The 16,365-nt window shown below is 68.0% G+C and carries 34 protein-coding genes; 8 read left to right on the forward strand and 26 right to left on the reverse strand.

The genetic code is table 11. The features are described from left to right. Window positions 1-3 precede the first annotated feature (3 nt). Genes ADL05_RS30860 through ADL05_RS26050 form a run of 6 tightly spaced genes read left to right on the forward strand, consistent with a single transcriptional unit; the run spans window position 4 to window position 2,162 of the window. Window positions 4-177, forward strand: a complete 174-nt coding sequence (locus tag ADL05_RS30860) for a hypothetical protein (protein WP_156366044.1) — start codon at window positions 4-6, stop codon at window positions 175-177. Between the two features lie 10 nt (window positions 178-187). Beyond that, window positions 188-481 (forward strand): hypothetical protein, encoded by a 294-nt coding sequence (locus ADL05_RS26030; RefSeq protein ID WP_053619645.1) that lies wholly within the window; start codon window positions 188-190, stop codon window positions 479-481. Next, on the forward strand, window positions 481-702 hold the full coding sequence (locus ADL05_RS26035; protein WP_053619646.1) for a hypothetical protein: 222 nt from the start codon (window positions 481-483) through the stop codon (window positions 700-702). The genes ADL05_RS26030 and ADL05_RS26035 overlap by 1 nt, the downstream gene beginning before the upstream one ends. 10 nt (window positions 703-712) lie before the next feature. After that, window positions 713-988 carry a hypothetical protein gene (locus tag ADL05_RS26040; RefSeq protein WP_156366045.1) on the forward strand — a complete coding sequence of 92 codons (276 nt, stop codon included), beginning with the start codon at window positions 713-715 and terminating at the stop codon, window positions 986-988. 57 nt (window positions 989-1,045) lie between these two features. Next, window positions 1,046-1,915, forward strand: a complete 870-nt coding sequence (locus ADL05_RS30095) for an N-acetylmuramoyl-L-alanine amidase (protein WP_082376897.1) — start codon at window positions 1,046-1,048, stop codon at window positions 1,913-1,915. A gap of 52 nt (window positions 1,916-1,967) precedes the next feature. Beyond that, window positions 1,968-2,162 carry a hypothetical protein gene (locus ADL05_RS26050; RefSeq protein ID WP_053619648.1) on the forward strand — a complete coding sequence of 65 codons (195 nt, stop codon included), beginning with the start codon at window positions 1,968-1,970 and terminating at the stop codon, window positions 2,160-2,162. A gap of 48 nt (window positions 2,163-2,210) precedes the next feature. Here ADL05_RS26050 and ADL05_RS30865 read toward each other — a convergent pair whose 3' ends face one another. From ADL05_RS30865 to ADL05_RS26125, 17 genes are all read right to left on the reverse strand, one after another. Next, a complete protein-coding gene (locus tag ADL05_RS30865) occupies window positions 2,211-2,666 on the reverse strand; it encodes a helix-turn-helix domain-containing protein (protein ID WP_156366046.1) in 456 nt (151 codons plus the stop codon). After that, window positions 2,663-3,457 carry a hypothetical protein gene (locus ADL05_RS26055; RefSeq protein ID WP_156366047.1) on the reverse strand — a complete coding sequence of 265 codons (795 nt, stop codon included), beginning with the start codon at window positions 3,455-3,457 and terminating at the stop codon, window positions 2,663-2,665. Before ADL05_RS26055 ends, ADL05_RS30865 begins: the two co-directional genes overlap by 4 nt. 95 nt (window positions 3,458-3,552) lie before the next feature. Then, window positions 3,553-4,260 (reverse strand): hypothetical protein, encoded by a 708-nt coding sequence (locus ADL05_RS26060; protein ID WP_053619650.1) that lies wholly within the window; start codon window positions 4,258-4,260, stop codon window positions 3,553-3,555. 137 nt (window positions 4,261-4,397) lie between these two features. Further along, a complete protein-coding gene (locus ADL05_RS26065) occupies window positions 4,398-4,634 on the reverse strand; it encodes a hypothetical protein (protein ID WP_053619651.1) in 237 nt (78 codons plus the stop codon). Then, window positions 4,627-4,989: a hypothetical protein gene (locus ADL05_RS26070; RefSeq protein WP_053619652.1), complete on the reverse strand. Its 363-nt coding sequence runs from the start codon at window positions 4,987-4,989 to the stop codon at window positions 4,627-4,629. The genes ADL05_RS26065 and ADL05_RS26070 overlap by 8 nt, the downstream gene beginning before the upstream one ends. After that, the gene (locus ADL05_RS26075) at window positions 4,982-5,287 is read right to left on the reverse strand and encodes a hypothetical protein (RefSeq protein WP_053619653.1); all 306 of its coding nucleotides are present in this window, start codon (window positions 5,285-5,287) and stop codon (window positions 4,982-4,984) included. The genes ADL05_RS26070 and ADL05_RS26075 overlap by 8 nt, the downstream gene beginning before the upstream one ends. Continuing rightward, entirely contained in the window at window positions 5,284-5,601 is a 318-nt protein-coding gene (locus ADL05_RS26080; RefSeq protein ID WP_053619654.1) for a hypothetical protein, read from the reverse strand. The genes ADL05_RS26075 and ADL05_RS26080 overlap by 4 nt, the downstream gene beginning before the upstream one ends. Window positions 5,602-5,656: 55 nt before the next feature. Beyond that, complete coding sequence (locus ADL05_RS26085; RefSeq protein WP_053619655.1) at window positions 5,657-6,118, reverse strand: single-stranded DNA-binding protein; 462 nt, start codon at window positions 6,116-6,118, stop codon at window positions 5,657-5,659. A 3-nt stretch (window positions 6,119-6,121) separates the two neighbouring features. Continuing rightward, window positions 6,122-6,295, reverse strand: a complete 174-nt coding sequence (locus tag ADL05_RS30870; protein WP_156366048.1) for a hypothetical protein — start codon at window positions 6,293-6,295, stop codon at window positions 6,122-6,124. A 1-nt stretch (window position 6,296) separates the two neighbouring features. Beyond that, entirely contained in the window at window positions 6,297-6,704 is a 408-nt protein-coding gene (locus ADL05_RS26090; protein ID WP_053619656.1) for a hypothetical protein, read from the reverse strand. Then, the gene (locus ADL05_RS26095) at window positions 6,704-7,180 is read right to left on the reverse strand and encodes a hypothetical protein (RefSeq protein WP_053619657.1); all 477 of its coding nucleotides are present in this window, start codon (window positions 7,178-7,180) and stop codon (window positions 6,704-6,706) included. Before ADL05_RS26095 ends, ADL05_RS26090 begins: the two co-directional genes overlap by 1 nt. Before the next feature lie 119 nt (window positions 7,181-7,299). After that, window positions 7,300-7,542, reverse strand: a complete 243-nt coding sequence (locus tag ADL05_RS26100; RefSeq protein WP_053619658.1) for a hypothetical protein — start codon at window positions 7,540-7,542, stop codon at window positions 7,300-7,302. A gap of 154 nt (window positions 7,543-7,696) precedes the next feature. Beyond that, entirely contained in the window at window positions 7,697-9,097 is a 1,401-nt protein-coding gene (locus tag ADL05_RS26105; RefSeq protein ID WP_053619659.1) for a DNA cytosine methyltransferase, read from the reverse strand. 58 nt (window positions 9,098-9,155) lie between these two features. After that, window positions 9,156-10,505 carry a replicative DNA helicase gene (locus tag ADL05_RS26110; RefSeq protein ID WP_053619660.1) on the reverse strand — a complete coding sequence of 450 codons (1,350 nt, stop codon included), beginning with the start codon at window positions 10,503-10,505 and terminating at the stop codon, window positions 9,156-9,158. Continuing rightward, window positions 10,505-11,086 (reverse strand): ATP-binding protein, encoded by a 582-nt coding sequence (locus ADL05_RS26115; protein WP_053619661.1) that lies wholly within the window; start codon window positions 11,084-11,086, stop codon window positions 10,505-10,507. Before ADL05_RS26115 ends, ADL05_RS26110 begins: the two co-directional genes overlap by 1 nt. After that, window positions 11,083-12,159, reverse strand: a complete 1,077-nt coding sequence (locus ADL05_RS31340; protein ID WP_053619662.1) for a hypothetical protein — start codon at window positions 12,157-12,159, stop codon at window positions 11,083-11,085. Before ADL05_RS31340 ends, ADL05_RS26115 begins: the two co-directional genes overlap by 4 nt. A gap of 60 nt (window positions 12,160-12,219) precedes the next feature. Then, window positions 12,220-12,810: a GIY-YIG nuclease family protein gene (locus ADL05_RS26125; protein ID WP_053619663.1), complete on the reverse strand. Its 591-nt coding sequence runs from the start codon at window positions 12,808-12,810 to the stop codon at window positions 12,220-12,222. A 114-nt stretch (window positions 12,811-12,924) separates the two neighbouring features. Here ADL05_RS26125 and ADL05_RS26130 point away from each other — a divergent pair, with 114 nt between their 5' ends. Further along, window positions 12,925-13,131, forward strand: coding sequence for a hypothetical protein (locus ADL05_RS26130; RefSeq protein WP_053619664.1), 207 nt, complete (start codon window positions 12,925-12,927; stop codon window positions 13,129-13,131). Window positions 13,132-13,193: 62 nt separating this feature from the next. Here the strand turns inward: ADL05_RS26130 and ADL05_RS26135 are convergent, their stop codons facing one another. The 9 genes from ADL05_RS26135 to ADL05_RS26170 all read right to left on the reverse strand — a co-directional run bounded on the left by ADL05_RS26135 (window position 13,194) and on the right by ADL05_RS26170 (window position 15,985). Next, on the reverse strand, window positions 13,194-13,493 hold the full coding sequence (locus ADL05_RS26135; protein WP_053619665.1) for a hypothetical protein: 300 nt from the start codon (window positions 13,491-13,493) through the stop codon (window positions 13,194-13,196). A 122-nt stretch (window positions 13,494-13,615) separates the two neighbouring features. Then, on the reverse strand, window positions 13,616-13,852 hold the full coding sequence (locus ADL05_RS26140; protein ID WP_053619666.1) for a hypothetical protein: 237 nt from the start codon (window positions 13,850-13,852) through the stop codon (window positions 13,616-13,618). Between the two features lie 22 nt (window positions 13,853-13,874). After that, window positions 13,875-14,078 carry a hypothetical protein gene (locus tag ADL05_RS26145; protein ID WP_053619667.1) on the reverse strand — a complete coding sequence of 68 codons (204 nt, stop codon included), beginning with the start codon at window positions 14,076-14,078 and terminating at the stop codon, window positions 13,875-13,877. 8 nt (window positions 14,079-14,086) lie between these two features. Next, complete coding sequence (locus ADL05_RS26150) at window positions 14,087-14,353, reverse strand: hypothetical protein (RefSeq protein WP_053619668.1); 267 nt, start codon at window positions 14,351-14,353, stop codon at window positions 14,087-14,089. 72 nt (window positions 14,354-14,425) lie between these two features. After that, a complete protein-coding gene (locus ADL05_RS26155; protein ID WP_053619669.1) occupies window positions 14,426-14,836 on the reverse strand; it encodes a hypothetical protein in 411 nt (136 codons plus the stop codon). Window positions 14,837-14,846: 10 nt separating this feature from the next. Continuing rightward, entirely contained in the window at window positions 14,847-15,206 is a 360-nt protein-coding gene (locus ADL05_RS26160) for a hypothetical protein (RefSeq protein ID WP_053619670.1), read from the reverse strand. Then, window positions 15,203-15,343, reverse strand: a complete 141-nt coding sequence (locus ADL05_RS30875; RefSeq protein ID WP_156366049.1) for a hypothetical protein — start codon at window positions 15,341-15,343, stop codon at window positions 15,203-15,205. Before ADL05_RS30875 ends, ADL05_RS26160 begins: the two co-directional genes overlap by 4 nt. A gap of 8 nt (window positions 15,344-15,351) precedes the next feature. Continuing rightward, window positions 15,352-15,573 (reverse strand): hypothetical protein, encoded by a 222-nt coding sequence (locus ADL05_RS26165; protein WP_053619671.1) that lies wholly within the window; start codon window positions 15,571-15,573, stop codon window positions 15,352-15,354. Between the two features lie 79 nt (window positions 15,574-15,652). Next, entirely contained in the window at window positions 15,653-15,985 is a 333-nt protein-coding gene (locus ADL05_RS26170) for a hypothetical protein (RefSeq protein WP_053619672.1), read from the reverse strand. Window positions 15,986-16,096: 111 nt separating this feature from the next. Between ADL05_RS26170 and ADL05_RS26175 the strand changes: the two genes are divergently transcribed. Then, window positions 16,097-16,318, forward strand: a complete 222-nt coding sequence (locus tag ADL05_RS26175) for a hypothetical protein (RefSeq protein WP_053619673.1) — start codon at window positions 16,097-16,099, stop codon at window positions 16,316-16,318. Window positions 16,319-16,365: the final 47 nt, after the last annotated feature.

Genomic DNA, 16,365 nt, shown 5'->3' on the forward strand with positions numbered 1-16,365 from the left:
TTCGTGCCAGCAGCGAAGAAGGTGCCCGAGGAGCCGCCGCCGATCCGGGTGATGCCCGAGAGGCCCACCCGGCGCGGCCAGGCGCGTGGCCGTCCCGCTCTGCCCCGGCAGCCCGAGGACACCCCGCCCGGGGTGGCGCGCGACTACCCGCCCTCGCCACCTATGCCTCAGGAGTAGAGACCCGCCTATGGACGTGGCCCAGTTCGCGGCACTCGTGCCCTACGGCGGCGCAGGCAGCCTCCTCGCCGCGGCGTTCTGGCTCGTCTACACCGGACGCCTCATGCCCGCGTCCACCGTCGACAAGATCCTCGAAGCACGCGACGAACGCATCAAAGCGCTCCTCGCCGACAACGAACTCCTGCGCGAGGACAACCGCGCCAACCAGCAGCAGGTCCGCGAACTCCTGGAAGTGGGCCGCACCTCGGCTTACGCCTTAGAGGAAATCCGCAAGGTCGCATCTCACGGCCCTGGGGAGGGCTAATGAAGTCCTGGCTCATCCGTGTTGCGCTGCGCTTCGGCCCGCCCCCCGTGACGGAAGAAGAAGTCGCACAGATCCGCGAGCTCACCGAGCGCGCCACCGCACAGACGCAGGAGCGTCAGGCGGAGGTGAGCGATGTGGTGAGGCGCCTGACGGGGCTGCGCGACAGGAACAACTTCGGCCCGATGGTGTGGGCCGCCCTGCGAGGGGAGTCAGATGTATGAGGTGGGCAGCGTGCTAGCAGTGATCGCGGCCGTGCTGATGTGGCTCTTCGTTGCTGATTACGCACGGTGGCGGTGGTGGGACAACCCGGGCGGCCGGTTGGTGATGACGGTCGCTGTTGCTCTGGCTCTGGTGTTGACGTTGGCGTCGCTGCGGTCGTGGTGGCCGGAGTTCCCGGGGCATGAGCTGGCCCGGGTGGTGGTGTACCTGGTGGCGTCTGGCGCGATCGTTTTCGTGTGGGCGGTGCACTGGTCGTCTCAGCGTGGGAAGCACCGCGCGAAGCGGTAGGTCCGATTTTTCATACCTTGCCCCTTTGTGGGGCTTTTTTCATGCCCAGGAGGCACCATGCCCCAACCCGACAAGCTCCAGTGGCGGTCCGACTTCGGATGGTCGCCGTACTCGCCCGCCGGATCCGCGAACCCGCGCTCCGGACTCGTCATCCACTACGACAGCTCCAACCAGCGCCTCGCGGACAAACCGCACAGCGCGTGTGAGGCGTACTGGAAGCGCACCCGCGGCTTCCACACCGGACCCAGCAGGGGTTGGACCGACATCGGGTACTCGTTCATGGCGTGCGCCCACGGGTACGTCATGGAAGGCCGCGGCCTCTTCAAGTCCCAGGCCGCACAGCCCGGCGGGAACTCGACCTACTACTCGTGCACGCTCGCGACCGGCCCCACCGACGAGGTCACCCCGGCGCAGATCAACGCCGTCCGCCAGTTGCGGTCCTGGCTGATGGAACCGCAGTCGTCGATCGGCAGCACCGTCAAGGGCCACCGCGACTTCAACTCCACCTCGTGCCCTGGCGAGAAGGCCTACGCCATGGTGCGCGACGGCACCTTCCGGCGCGCGGCCGTGTGGGGGTCCGACGTCCCGGACGTGGACGAACCCACCAAGCCCGCACCGCCGAAGGCACCCAAGCCGAAGCCGCCTACGACCAGCGCGCCGGCGTTCCCGCTCCCCAAGGGCTGGTACTTCGGCCCCCGCTCCGGGCCGTCCTACTCGGTATCGGGCTTCTACTCGCACCGCGACGAACTGGAGCGCTGGCAGCGCCGCATGCGCAACCGCGGTTGGGTCATCACCCCGGACGGGCTGTACGGGCCCCAGACCGAAGGGGTCGCCCGCGCCTTCCAGCGAGAGAAGTCCGGCCTCATCGTGGACGGCCTCATCGGCGCCAACACCTGGGCCGCCGCATGGGAGGAGCCCGTCACATGACACCCGACGGCTGGTCCTGGCAATGAACCCCAAGCACAGAGAAGAGAGATCCATGCGTCTTGAAGCCAAGGTCGTCATCGCGGCGATCGCGTCCATCCTCACCCCGCTCGCGGCGACCGTGCTCCCCACGGTGGACGTGTCCGCGATCGACGCGGTCGTCGTCGGTGTCGTCAGTCTGGCGGTGACGTTCGCCGCCGGGTACCTGACCCCGCACACGGAGCGCCCCGACCTGCCCGCGAAGAACTGAATCCCGCTTCACCCGCCCCGCTCACCTCACGGTGGGCGGGGCCTTTCGTCATTTCTGGGACCTCCACCCCGGCCGCCCGTAGGCCTGGTACAGGGTGTGCCTGACGTGTTGCTCGCCAGGTGCTTCCTGCGGGTCGCGTGGGGGAGCAGGGGCGTCTCCGGTCGCCCATGCCCATGCTTGGCCGGCGGTGGTCTCGCCGGCGCCAGTGAGCTCAACGGTGTCGTTCGCGCGGTCCGGGGTGCCGAGTAGCAGAGCGACTGGTGTGGTGTTCAGAGCAAGGGCCAAGACCACGAGTTCGTCTGCGTTGATGTGCCGAGCTCCGGGCCGACCATCAGCCGCAGCCTCGATCTTGTTAACCCCTTCCCGGGGGATCTCGTAGCCCAGCTCAGCCGTGCGAGCCGAGAGCTTGGCGGCCGAAAGCCCCTGGGCTTCCCTGAATCGGCGGACGTTTCGCGCCACGGTCTTAGTGCTTCCGCCGTGGCCTTTGGTCTTCCGAGTCTTCATGCCACCTTCGCTTTCTGGTCCACCACGTCCATGATGTCGCCCAACCGGTACTTCACGGGCCGCACCGTCGACACGGGCGTGATCTTCCCCGCCGCCGCCAACTTCCTGACGGCCCGCTCCCCGATCGCCTTACCCAACGCACGCGACGCCATCGCCGCCTCAGCCGCCGTCACACGCTGATCCGGGGCCGCCTCCACAGCAGCCCGCACAGCCTGCGCACGCCGCCCCTCAGGGTCCACCACCACACCCCCACAGCCCTCACGCGGGCACCGGGCAGAGTCGTACCCTGCCAGCCCGTACACGGCGCCCTCGCAGGTGGGGCAAGGGCCGGCGTAGATGCGCTCCGCTGGCCGGTCCACGGCCGCGCGTGCCCGCCGGACCGCGCCCCTCAGTTCGACCACGCACTCCTCGCCCCACTCCGCGACACGGATGATGGACGTCCGCGAGTGGAGGTAGCGGGCCATGCTGGGGATCGTGTCGGTTGGGGTGTCCCCGCCGTGCTCGTCGAGGAGGAGGCGGCACCACGTGGACAGCATGGAGTGAAGGTGACGGCGCACGTCGCTGGCGGTGTCGTTGATCGGTAGCGGCGGCTCAGACGACCCGCGCCCTCCCCCGCCCGACGGGAATACCGCCAGCTTGGCAATGGCGATGTCGAGGTCCGTGTCGAGCCCGTGTAGGTCACCGGTCGGCCACAGTGCCCGCAGGTCAGCGGCCAGAGCTCCCACGCACGGCGAGCACACCACACCGGAATCCATCTCGGATGCGCAGAGTCGGCAGATCAGGTAGTTCACGAGTCCCCCGCAGGTCGTACCATGTGGCCTGTGGGAGCAGCGCTTTCACGGGGGATTGGGCGGGGTCTGCCATCGGGGGATGCAGGCCCCGTTCGTCATGTCGGACGCGGGTTCCGCGCCACGCAACGGCACCGGCAATTCGGATGACTCGGCGGCAACCCCTGAAACCCAGCCCACAGCTTGCGTGGGATCCCGCGACCGCGCGGAACCGTGAACCGCTCCCCCGCCGCTGCCCGTCGTCCGTTCATGCGGGTGCACACCACGCACGCTTTCCCGTCCCGCCTGGTCACCCATTCGAGGTCGAGCCCCAACCAGCGCGCGTAGGAGAACGTCGCCGCGGACGTGGCCTGGTGGATCTTCACCACCGCAAGACGGGCCATCCGCCGACGGAACCTGTCGAACTCCACAGCGGCCGGCGTGAGCGTCACCGGAGCTTGCTCGCTGGCGGGCGGCTCCCCCGCCAAGGCCGCGTCGATCCTCTTGGCGACGTCTTCGACGACCGCGAGCACGTCCTGTTCAACGCTGGTCGGCAGCGGTTCCGGGGTGAACGTGTGCGAGCGTGGACGCCACCCCACAGCCGCTCCCAGCACGATCTGCGACCCGATCGTCCACCCCGCGTTCGCAGCCTTGTTGAGCACGTTCGTGAGCGCAGGGACGGCGGCGAGGAGCGCGGTACCGGTCAGCCCAGCGGCCACGGCCGCAGCGATGACCGCAACGAGTTCCTCTTCGGCTTGCTGCTCTGCCTGGTCGAGTCGCTGCGCTGGGGTCGCGGTGAGTGTGGCGGGTGGGGCGGGCTGCGACACGTGTCCTCCCGGGTGTGCACCCGCTCATGATAGCCGTTGGGCATGGTGACCATGCGTTTCAGCTATCGTGGGTGCCGTCCAACACGATGAGGGTCATGGGGGACATGGCGGGGCGTCCGGATGGGGCGCCCCGTCTCTCATGTCTGCTGTGTCCGCGCGAGGGCTCGCTCGTAGGCGCCTTGGTCGAGGTGGTCGATCAGCGTGCGGAGCCGCTTATTCTCCTGCTCCAGTCCGCGCACGTGTTCGTCACGCACCCGCGCGAGCCGTTCCGCGTCGCCCTTGAGCGCCGCGTAGTCCCCGGTGAGGCTGTGCCCGGGGGTGACGCCGTGGATGTCGGCGAGTTCGGCGTGCAGATCCTCCACGAGATCACTCATCGTCGGCCTCCTTGCGCGGCTTGGGGTTGCCCCATCGGCGGTCGGCTTCATCCAGGCCCATGCGGTCGTGGGGTCCGGTGTGGTCGTGGGAGAGCAGGCAGTGCCCGCCGTCGCCCGGGTCCAGGCATAGGGGCGGGTTGGTGCCGTGGTCGTCGAGGTGGTTGATGGTGTAGGTGCGCAGGTAGACGTGTTCGCTCGTGTGCCCCCATGGGAGGGCGCATTGGCGGACGCGTTCCCCGCGGGCCCGGGGTGCGCATTCGTCGCAGGCGGGTGTTTCTCCGCGTTCGATGATGCGGAGGAGGAACCAGTCGGTGGCGTTGGTGATGGTGGTGAGGAGTTGTTCCAGGTCACTCATCGTCGCTCCCGTCGATCGCGCGGATGGTCGGGCAGGGGTGACGGACGGTACTGAGGCGCGGCCCGTTGAAGATGAGGTCGGCGGCGTTGTTGCAGGCGTTGCACCACGGGCCGTCGTTCTCGCCACGGCGGACGGGCCGGTGGAGTTCCCGGATGCGCGCGACGGCGTTCACGGCGTTGACGATGATGTCGGCTTGGTCTGTGGTGTCGACGATCCCGATGAGGAGGTCCATGTCGTCGGGGTGGTCACCGATCTGCACCCTCAGGGTGCGTCCGGATGCGCCCGTGCGGAACTTCACTTGCCCTCCTCGTAGTGGCCGTGGTTCTGGTCGTGCCGGGTGAGCTCCGTCGCGGCGTCGGCTTCGTCGGGGTCGAGGCCCAGTAGCGCCCGCCCGATCTTGAGTGCCTGCTCCTTCGTGAGGAGCACGCACGCGTTCCCGCCGGATGCGTCGTGCACGGACAGGCGGGTGAGGTCGTCGTGGTCCTCGATGTGGTCGGGGATGACCGCGACGTCCACGTTGCCGTCCCGGGGGAAGTCCTCGTAGGGGTGGACGTGGGACCCGTAGTAGGTGATGGGGTCGTCGATGGAACAGACAGTGCCGTAGATGCTCACGGTGTCCTCCTTGGTTGGGGTGCCCGCGCGAACGGGCACCCACGGGATGGTCGGTTCAGAAGGGAGGTTCGGAGGTGGCCTGCTGCGGTGCGGCCCACGGGTCGACGTCGACCTGGCCACGACCGCCCTGTGCGGGGTTGTAGCCGCCCTGCGGAGCCGAGAAGCTGCCGGACTGCTGGCGGGGCGGGGTGAGCGCCCTCCCGATCTCCCGGATGATCACCTCGTCCGCGCTGCGCTTCTGCCCATCCGTTTCCCACTGCTGGGTTTCGACGTCCCCGCGCACGGTCACGAGGTCGCCCTTCTGGAGGTTGGCTTCGGCGATGGCTTCGGCGGTGCGGGCGAACGCGGTACCGCGCCCCCACCAGGTAGATCCGTCCTCCCACTGCTGGGTGTCCTTGTTGAGCTTGCGGGCGTTGGACACAAGGCGGAGCTTCGCGATCGCGGTGCCCGACTGGGACCACTTGATCTCAGGCGCGTCTACGAGACGCGCGGTCACGGTGATGCTGGGCAGAGCCATGGGTCAGTTCTCCTTGGTGGTGTCGGTTTCGCCTGCGAGGTAGCGGGCGCGGTCGTTCTGCACGGGCTCGTCGTGGAAGTTGACGAGCGCGAACTGGTAGCCCTCCAGCCACGCGTCTCGCTCGGCGGCGGGCACGTGCTCGTGGGTGGCGGTGTACACGGTCTGATCCTCGGACATGTCAGTTCTCCTTGGTGTCGTGTGGAGCTGGGGTTTCGTGTCCTTCTGCGGGGCGGGCTCCTGTGCGCCGCTTGAACCAACCGCGAACCTCAACAGCGACGGCGAGCACAGCGAAACCGCACACGATGACCGTGGTCGTGTTCAGTCCCCCGCTGGCGACCAGGTAGGCCGCTGCAACGACGAGGCAGACGACCAGCACGGTGTCAATGGCGCGGGCGGTCGCTGGCCACCGCCACTTGATGATGTGCATGGCGGCCATGAAGCCGACTGCCCCGGCGATCACGGGCAGGTTGTCGATGAGCTGTGGGCCTCGTGTCGTGATGATGTAGGCCCACAGGGCTGTGGTTGCGACGCCTGCGATGAGGAGGACGGCGAAGAAGATCGTCAGGCGCGTGCGGCGGGCGTCCATCACGCCTCCCCCACGAGCGGGCTGCCGTTCTCGATGCGCTTCATCGTGGCCAGCACGTCATGCAGCGCGGTCACGTACTCACTGTCATGCGGGAGGTTGTCGGCGGACTCACGGCCGTACAGGCGCGGGATCTCGGCCTTGAGACGGTCCCAGGCGTCGGCGGTAGGCGCTTCGTCGCGGAGCCGCTGGTTGGTGGCGCGCGCCTCGTCGCGTTCCTTCTCCGCTTCCAGCCGCGCGTGGTGAGGGGTCAGCCTCCCGACGCGCTGCACGACCACGGCGAACCGCTCACCGGTCTTGCCGTCGCGGATCTCGTACTCCACGTAGTTCTCGGCGTTGAACTCTTCGAGAGACGCGCGGGCCGCTTCAACGAACGCGTTCGCGAACGACTCGGGCGGCAGGAGGTCGAAGGTGGCGACGCCGCCCACGATGTTGAGGCTCTTGATGCGGACCTGGTCGTCTTCGGGTTCGGTGGACATGTCCCCTCCTAGGGGCTTTCAGGTGAGCGCTGAGCGCTCCACTTTCTTGAGTCTGCCTGGGGGTGCCGACAGAGGCTGTTCGTGCCCCTGTCGGCTCACGTGAAGGGCGGAACACGCCGTCAGGCGGCGGGCGTCCACGGCATGGGCTTCCCGGCGGTGATCCACCCCGGGGCGCCCCACACCTCGACGCCGTTCTTCACGCGCGCTTCGAGCCCGACCGTGGACGGGTGGTGGCACTCGAACCGGCCCGTGGCCTTGTTGCGCTTCTGGTGCTTGTCGAACGCCGACGGTGACGTGAACGAGTGGTTGCACCCGGCACAGACACAGCCTCGGGTGCCAACCGGGTCGGGTCGCTTCTTCATAAGAGCCTCATTTCGCAGATAGGGCAGAAATCTGAGCGGTCTACAGCGGTCGGCCCTACGTCGGGGCGGACCCGGGGGTTACGGGCGGCTGTGGTGCGATGCGACACTGGGGGCGTGCCCCGCCAGATACCAGCTGGCGGGGCGCACCTATGCGTCAAGCCGCAACCGCGACAGCAGGCGCCACACGGTCGATCACCTCGCCCGTCAACGCCTCCACGACCGCGGCCACGAGGTCCCGGGCGGCCGGCGGGGTGACGGCGTTCCCGGCCATGCGCACGCGCTCCCGCTTGTTGCCGAGGATCACGTAGGCGTCGGGGAAGCTCATCGCCGCGGCGTACTCGGACGGCGACAGCATCCGGAAGCCCAGGTCTTCGACCCCGGCGACCAGACCGCCGCGGAGGAGCGCGTGCCGTTCCACCGTCGTCACCGTCGGCAGGGGCTCACCCGCGGGGCGCGCCGCGGTGTTGCCGTAGTAGGGGGCGATCAGGTCCGGGATCGCCAGGCCGTGGTGGTTGCCGGACGCGCACACCGTCGCCAGCGGGTCGGACACGGCCCGGTGCTTGGACCCGACGCCGCGCAGTTCCACCACATACGGGGGCACGGCCAGGCCGGTTTCGTTGCGGGTCGTGCATGTCCGCATCGGTTCGTCGGAGGGGCGCGCCACCTTCCCGTCACGGCCTTCCACAGGCACGAGCACCGGCCGGGCGTAGGACGCGAACCCGTCACGGATGCGCTTCATGGTCTTGTCCGCGAGCGGCTTGAGCCGGTCCCCGATGCGCGCCGCGGGCAGCGACCAGTCGATGGCATCCGACGCCGGACGCACCACAGGCTCCACGACCGAGTTGCGGCACTCCACGGACGGGCACCGCCACACGTACTGGGCCCGGAACTTCCCCACCCGCTTGTCGGGGTTCTTCCACGCCTGGACGGCGCGCACCTGGCCGTGCATGGTGCACTCCGCGTTCGGGCGCGTCCACTTGTCCAGGTCGGGGGCGGTCTCACCCTTGCGCCACGCCACCACGTACAGGCGGTCTCGGGACTGCGGGGCGCCCGCTCCGAGGCCTTGGGCGTGCATGGAGTTCAGGCTGATGACCTTGAAGTCGTAGCCGAGCGCCGACAGTGCGGCCGACCAGGCTGGCCACAGCACCCACTCGCGGGCGTCGACGACGTTCTCGACGATGATCGCCCGGTACCGGTGGTGCTCCGCGAACCGCACCACGTCCCACATGGTGGCCCGGGAGCGTTCCGCGGCAACGTCGGGGAGGGTGTCACCGAACAGGTCGGGCTGCTGCGAGGACCGGGCCACACCCTTGGCGAGGCTGTGGTTGGTGCAGGACGGCGACAGCCACGCGATGTCGGTGGTGGGGTACCGCTTGGGGTCGACCTGCGACAGGTCCGCGACGTCGTGCATCGCGTCCTGGTGATTCGTGTTGTGGGTCTGAACCGCGAGGTCCCAGTGGTTCGCGGCCAAAGCCACACTCACGCCGGGAACCTGGATGGCACCGGTGGAGGAGCCGCCGGCCCCGCAGAAGAAGTCAGACAGGGTGATGGTCACGAGGTCTCCTTGGAAGTGAAGGGGATTGAGGGGGTGCGGGGGTTCGGCGCGGCCGGGGTCACTGCCCCCACCCCGTCCCCGCCATGTCGACAATGCGCGAGTAGTGGCCCTGGAACGCGCACGTCACCGTCACCTTGGGCTTGCCGCCGCGGTTCTTCTCCAACAGCAGGTCGACCTCACCGGAGCGCGGCGAGTCCTCTTCCTGGAGGTCTTCGCGGTGCAGCATCAGCACCACGTCGGCGTCCTGCTCCAATGACCCGCTTTCCCTCAGGTCGGAAAGCTGGGGACGCTTGTCCGCCCGCTTCGTCGACTCACGGTTGAGCTGGGAGAGCACGACCATCGCGACCCCGAACTCACCCGCGAGCTTCTTCAACCCCCGCGACATCGCCGACACCTCGATCTGCCGGTTCTCCGCCTTACCGCCCGGAGACATCAACTGGAGGTAGTCGATGAGCACCAACCCGACCTTGTGGCGGCGCGTCAACCGCGACAGGTGCGCCCGAATGTGCGACAACCCGATGCTGAAGTCGTCCGCCATCCAGAACGGCGCCGAATCGAACCGCTCCTTCACGCGGGCGAGCCGGTCCCAGTCGTCGGACGTCATCTTCTTCTTCGACATCCGCCCCACGTCGATGGACCCCTCAGCGGCGGCGATCCGCATGCCCATCTCACGGCGGGTCATCTCCAGCGAGAACATGACCGTGCCGATCTGGTGCTTCATCGACGCGTGCCGGGCGATGTCCGCCGCGGCGATGGACTTGCCCGCACCGGGCCGCGCTCCGATCAGCATCATCTGACCCGGCTTCAACCCGGGCAGGACGTGCGCGAGGTCCGACCACGGCATGGGCACCAACCCCGACACGTCCGCGGGGGCGTCCAAGTCCTCCACCAACTCCTGGAACACCTGCCCGGTGTCCACGAGCGCATCCGCGTCAACGGGCGTGGCGTCCACCGACGCCATGAACTCCCGTGCGTCCTCCACGATCTCGCCGATCTCACCCGCGCCCGCATACCCGAGCTCCGAGATCGACGTACCGATCTCCGTCAGGCGCCGCAGGATCGCGACGTCCTTGACCCGCTTCGCGTAGTAGCCGGTGTTCGCCGCGACGGGGATCTTCTCCGTCAACCCGAACAGGTGCGCGGGACCACCGCACCGCAAAGCCTCACCGCGCTTGGACAGCTCCGTGTTCACCACCAACACGTCGACCTTCTCGCCGCGGGTGTGCAAATCGGTGATGGCGTCGAAGATCATCTGGTGCGCGGGCCGGAAGAAGTCACCCGCGGCCACGATCTCCATCGCCCGGCTGATGGCGTCCGTCGACAGCAGCATCCCGCCCAACACCGCCTGCTCCGCCTCGATGTCGTTCGGGGGCATCCGGTCGCCCACGATGTCGTCGAACTCGGTCATCAAACCCTCCGGTGGTCGATGTCGGTGAAACGGACGAGAGAAGCGCCAGCCAGCCGGGAGGAGATGCGCTCGCCGACCATGGCCCTCATGTCCGCGACGTTCGTCGTCACCACCATGGGCAGGGCGTGCTTCCACCGGTGGTCGACGATGGGGTGCAACCTGTCCAGCGACCAGTCGTTGAGGCCCTGGGCTCCCAGGTCGTCGATGGCGAGCACGTCGGTGTGCTTCCACCGGCGGATCAGGTTGTCGTCCTGGGGCAGGTCGGTGGCGGTCTTGATCTCGTAGGTGTCGACGACGTCGAACCGCTTACGCCAACCCGCTTGGGCGAGGTGCTCGGCGGCCTTCCACAGCGACCACGTTTTCCCGGACCCGGTCCCGCCGAACAGCACCAGGTGCGGGGCCCGCCCCCGGCGGACCTGGTCGCACCAGACGGCGATGTCGGGGTGCAGCTCGCCAGGGGTGTCGAACACCGAGGGACGCCGGGCGTGCACGCGTGCGAGGGCCTGCTTCTTGAGGTCGTCGAGGACTTCCTGCTGGGCGCGGGCGAGGTTCCCGGCGTCGTCGTAGGGGTCGAAGGTCACAGTCGGAACTCCACTTCTCCTGAGGCGATCTGTTCGGCGGTCGCGATCTGGCCACGAGCACCGGACAGGGACTTGCTGGGGTGAACGGCTTGGGGGCGCGTGTTCATGGCCTGGTTCACGAAGCTGGCCAGGGCAGAGGGCCCGCACTCCTTGGCCATCCACGCGGTGATGCCGTTGCGGATGTGGTCGGGGTGGATCGGCTCGTCCAGGAGGCTCTTGATCTCCTTGGACATCTGGCCGATGACGCGCTTCGGGGGGCGTTCGCTGCACTGGTCGATCCACCACGCGACGAGGGTTCCGGCGTTGTCGGGCGAAGTGCGCGCCGAAGCCGCAGGCTTCGGAATTTCTTCCTTGCCCAAAGACACACCTGCACCCTCACCTACACCTGCACCAACACCGGACCCTTCCGGGAACCCTTGGGGAAACCCTTCGCCGAACCCTTCCCAGAGCGACGCCGGAAGGGTGGGCTGCGAGTCGTTGACCTGCGGGTTCTCCTGAGCGGAGCGCGTGATCGGGATGACCGGCGCGTGGTTTCCCTGCTCAGGCACCCCGAAAGGGGGCAGGGAAGGCTTAGCGGGGGGTTCCATGAACCCTTCGGGAAGGGTTCCCGGAAGGGTTCCCCGAAGGGTTTCGATAAGGGTTCCGGTGCGCTTGGCGCGGTCGTCGGGCAGCTCATCGAGCGGGAGCCGTTGAAGCTCGTGCCAGATGACCGCCCGCAGGGTGGCCGACATGGTGTTCTTCGCGTGTCCCAGCGCGGACTTGAGCACGTTCGGCTGCTTCCACAGGCCGTCGTTGCGGATGAACGTCCGGATCAGGACCTCTTCGGTCTCCTCGTCCACGAGCACGTACCAGTGCGCGCACAGCTCATCCAGGGCGCCTTCGATGCGGTCCGCGGTCATGTCCTTGGCGAGCTTCTTCCACCGCCGGTCCTGGAGCGGGAGGACCCCGGCGCCGTTGAGGTTGGGCTGTGAGAGCAGGGCGAAGTAGAGCCACTGGGAGTCCGCGGTGAGGTTGGACTTGAAGTGGTCGTCGGTCCATGTCCTGGACTGGAACTGTGCGAAGTTGCGGGCCATGTGCGGCGCCCCCGTTGATGCTCGGAATCGGTTTGGACGATGGGGGTGGGTTGAGAGAGGTCAGACGCGCTTGTTCATGTAGGGCTTGTGCTCGCGAAGAAGGCGGGATTCCAGTTCGTAGGCGGCATCCCTGTCCTCGCAGGGGTAGGCCATCCACCGGACGAACTTCTTTCCGTCCCTGGTGTGGGCACAGGCTCGGGTGTAGAAGTCCTTGCTGCTGCCGACGTAGCAGGGAACGTTGTCGGCGTCGTAGAGCACGTAGACGACGCACTGCCCCTTATCCGGCCAGCGATCGCCGTCCACGGGCCATGCGCCCGACCAGAAGCCGTCAGCGTTCGGCTTGTAGCGCCGCTCGTACTCCTGCGCCCGCTGTTCCCGGAGCTTGTGGAGCGTCACGAGCCGGTTGATGCTCGCCTTCGGCATGGCTGCCTTCCACCGGGCGCCGAACTTCTCGGCTGCATTCGGGCGCATTCGGTGCCACAGGCGGTAGAGCTGCTGTTCGTTGATCCGACCGGCGTGGAACTCGACTGCAATCCGGTGGATGACCTGGTTCTCCGCGTCGATCTGAGCGGCGGTCAGGCGGTCACGCTTGTCCGCGAGGAGTTCGATGTGCTGGAGCGTCGCCGCGTGCGGCTCGAAAGGGTCGGTCACAGCTGTCCTGTCGTGAGTCGACGTGTATAGTACGTACTCAGTACACGTTACCAGATCACGAACTGAGTTCTTGTTGAACGGGAACCCGCTACGTGATGTGACATCCTGAAAGGCATGGACGAGATGACGAGGACGAAGCTGGCTGAGGCAGCGCGCGTCTACCGGGAAGCGCCGGATCACCTGAAGGCGGCGATCCTGGAGGCGGCAGACAAGGGGGATCGCCCTGCTGAGATCACGCGCGCGATCGACCACACGTACACGGCCGACTACGTGGCGCGGCTGGTCCGCAAGCACAGGAACGCGGGACAGAAGGACGCCTAACGCCCCGCCGACGAACCCCCACCCCGCTGAGCCGGCCCTTGTGGTCGGCTCTTCGTCGTGCCTCACCGGGCGGCCCGTATGCCGAGCGCGAGTTCGGCGCACCGCAGCGCGAGCTTGGCGGCATAGTCGGAGTGCCCGACTGCGGTGTCCTCGATGGTGCGGATGTCGTCGGCGGTCGCTGCCTGGAGTCCGCGGGTGAACCGTGCGTGGTTGACGGCCGCGGTCATCTGGTCGCGTTCGTACTCGATCCAGTCGGTGCGGTTGGGGCGTTCCTCCATGGCGTCGTGCAGGACGCGGAGGAGCCTGTCGCGCATGGGCTCAAGGTCGTTGAGGCGGGCGCGGCGTTCGTATTCGGTGATCATCGGGTCTCCTCGTGCTCGTTGCGTCTGCGTGTGGTGCCCGTCCCGCGCCTGCTGCGGGTCCCCGGCTGCCCGTAGGTCCGGTCGGGCTGAGTGGGCGCGGGGTCAAGGCGCCCAAGGTCGGGTCAGCGGGTGGTGTTGCGGACCATCGCGGCGATGGACTCCAGCCGGTCAGCGAGGTCAGCACGCTCCTCGGCGGTGAACGCGTTCTCGTCGATGTCGTCGGCGATCGGGTAGCCGTGGTCCCTGAGGGTCGCGACGACGGCGGCAGTGACGCCGGGCATGTCGTACATGCAGCACGGGGCGTGGGCGGCGATCGCGCGGGACAGTTCGATGGCGGTGATGTCGGTCTTGGTGCTCATGTCTCTCCTCGGTGGGTTGGGGTTAGCGCGGGTCGACGTGGGTGAGGGCGATGAACCCGCTGTAGTCCTCGACGAACACCGCGTCGGTGTGGCCCTGGTGGGTGTAGGCGGCGCTGCTCGTGCGCGTGTCGATGGCACGACCGTGCGGGGGTCGGACCCCGGGGTAGACGGTCACGGGCGTTCCGACGGGGTAGAGGGCGTTCCACAGGGCGGCGGTGAGGTTCACGGTGTCTCCTAGGTGTCGGTGTCGGCGGTGAGGGGCGCGTGGCGGGGAGTCTTGAGCGCGTCCTCGCCGTACTCCAGGGCGGTGACGTAGCGGCGGACCTGCTCGGGGTCGATGACGTCCAGGTCATCCCCGTAGGCGAGCCCGGCGAGGGTGCGCAGGCACTCGTCGCAGTCCACGGCGGCGAGGGACCCACCGCACGGCTCGATCCAGGTGCTCAGCCCGCAGGCAGTGAGTCCGTCGCGGAGTGCGGCGTGCTCGGTGATCTTGGTGGTCACGGTGTTCTCCTTGCTGTGGTTGGGTGGTGGCGCGGGCCCCGGGTGCTTTCTCCATCCGGGGCCCGACCTGTGTCAGGGCATGTTCGGGAGCGGAACGTCCTCGAACGCGGGAGCGGCAAGTATGAACCTGGCAGCCGCGAGCGCTTCGATGTCCTCCGCAGAGGGCAGCGCAGGCGCCTCGGGCCACGGGTGGTCGGCCAGGTACTGCGGGCGGACGCGTTCCCAGTTGGCCCGCGCCTCCTTGGAGCTCCGGGCTGTCCAGTCGCTGCCCGGGCTCTCCTCGTGCGCCCTCACCCACGTCGCCCGGACCCGCAGGTACGAGTCGAGGGACCGGTTGTATCCGGACGCGGGGTCGATGTCGGCCATGTCCACGCCGATGTGCAGGCACAGGGCGGTGCGCAGGTCCGCGAGCGCGGTACGCCGGTCGGGGAGGTTGTGGGCGAGCCCCATGAGGACGAGGCTGGGCTTACGCGGCTTCGGCACCGGAGACTCCTTAGGACTCGTAGCCCGCGGCGCGGACCTTGGCGGGGTCGTGTCCGGCCCACTGGGCGATGGCCCCGGCGGCCTCTGAGGTGTCGTCTCCGGCGAGTGCGGCGTTCAGGACCGTGCGGGCGGTCTGGTCGGCGGTCGTGGACGTTGTCGACCCGAACAGGGCGCGGGTGATGAGGGTCTGTGCGGCGGCCATGTCGAGGACGTGCCCGAGCACGGTGTCGGCCGGCCCGTGGAGCTCGCGGCGGCGGTCCGCGCGCCCGAGGAGGAACAGGGCTTGGGCTGCAAACCACCCGGCCACCTCCTTGCACGTCGCGGTGTCGGGGTCGGGGGTGGGCGCGATGGTGTCGAGTGGGTGGGTCATGACTCGTCGTCCTCCGTTTCGTGGTCGTCGGGGTCGGTGTCGAGCTCGTAGCCGTGGCGGAGTCCCACAGCGATGAGGTGGTCGCGGGCGGCGAAGTAGTCGGCGAGGCTGGAATCGGCGAATTCGATGACGGCCATCGGGGCTCCTAGCGGTTTGAGTGGGCCTGAGCGCGTCGGTGCGCGGAGATCACGGCTGCCTTGGCGTCGGATTCGTGTGGGAACTTGTCGCTGTTTCCGTCGTGGACCGGGAAGTGCCGGGCGCCGTCGATGCTGCGCAGCCACGCAGTCCAGGTCCCTGCTTCGGTGCGGGTGATGGCGCCGATCTCGTATCCGCCGTAGGTGATCGGGGTGTGGTCGATGTGGGTCATTGGTTCTCCCGGTTGGTGTGCTTTGCTGGTGGTGCGGGACGCCCCCAGTTCGGGTGGGGACGTCCCGCCTTGCGTTGGGTCAGAGCTTCCGGGCGTAGTCGAGGGCATTCGCCCACGGGTTGTTGCCATTGGAGTGCTCGCCGCGCACCTCGAAGGGGGCGATGGCGGCGGCGAGCTTGTCCGCCCACTCGATGGCGTTGTCACGCTCTTCGAGGAGCTGCGTCTCCTGGTGGTCGCGCTCGTCACGGGCCAGGGCGTCGAAGTCGGAGCTGGCTTCGATCTGTGCGCGCAGGCGGTCGACCTCGGCGATGAGCTGGTCGATGTCCTTGGCCTCCTGGGGCTCGTGGTCGTAGATCTCCTTCCAGGAGTCGACTCGGGATCGGATGGCTTCGAGGTCGAAGGGCTGAGTCATGGTGCCTCCAAAGCGTCTTCATGTTGCGCTTCCGTGTTGCGCTCTTCCGTTACGCATCACAGTAGCGATCGCCATGGACTAGCGCAACCCCTTTGCGCTACTCTGTTGCGCATGGACAAGGACGAAGCACTGGAAGCGCTCGACACGAGCACCCGGAAGTACAGGCGCACCGAGAAGGCACACGAGGAGGCGCGCGAAGCTGCGATCACAGACGTCTTGAACGCGCTCCGGGCAGGCGCACGCCCAACGGACGTCACCAACCGGTCGCCGTTCACCGCCGCATACGTGCGCAAGCTGGCGAGGCTGAACCACATCGAGCCAGCGAAGAAGTAGCCCCCGCCTCCTCCAGCCCGCACCTCACCCGGTGCGGGCTTTTCGTG

Source organism: Nocardiopsis sp. NRRL B-16309, from assembly GCF_001279585.1.
GTDB lineage: Bacteria > Actinomycetota > Actinomycetes > Streptosporangiales > Streptosporangiaceae > Nocardiopsis.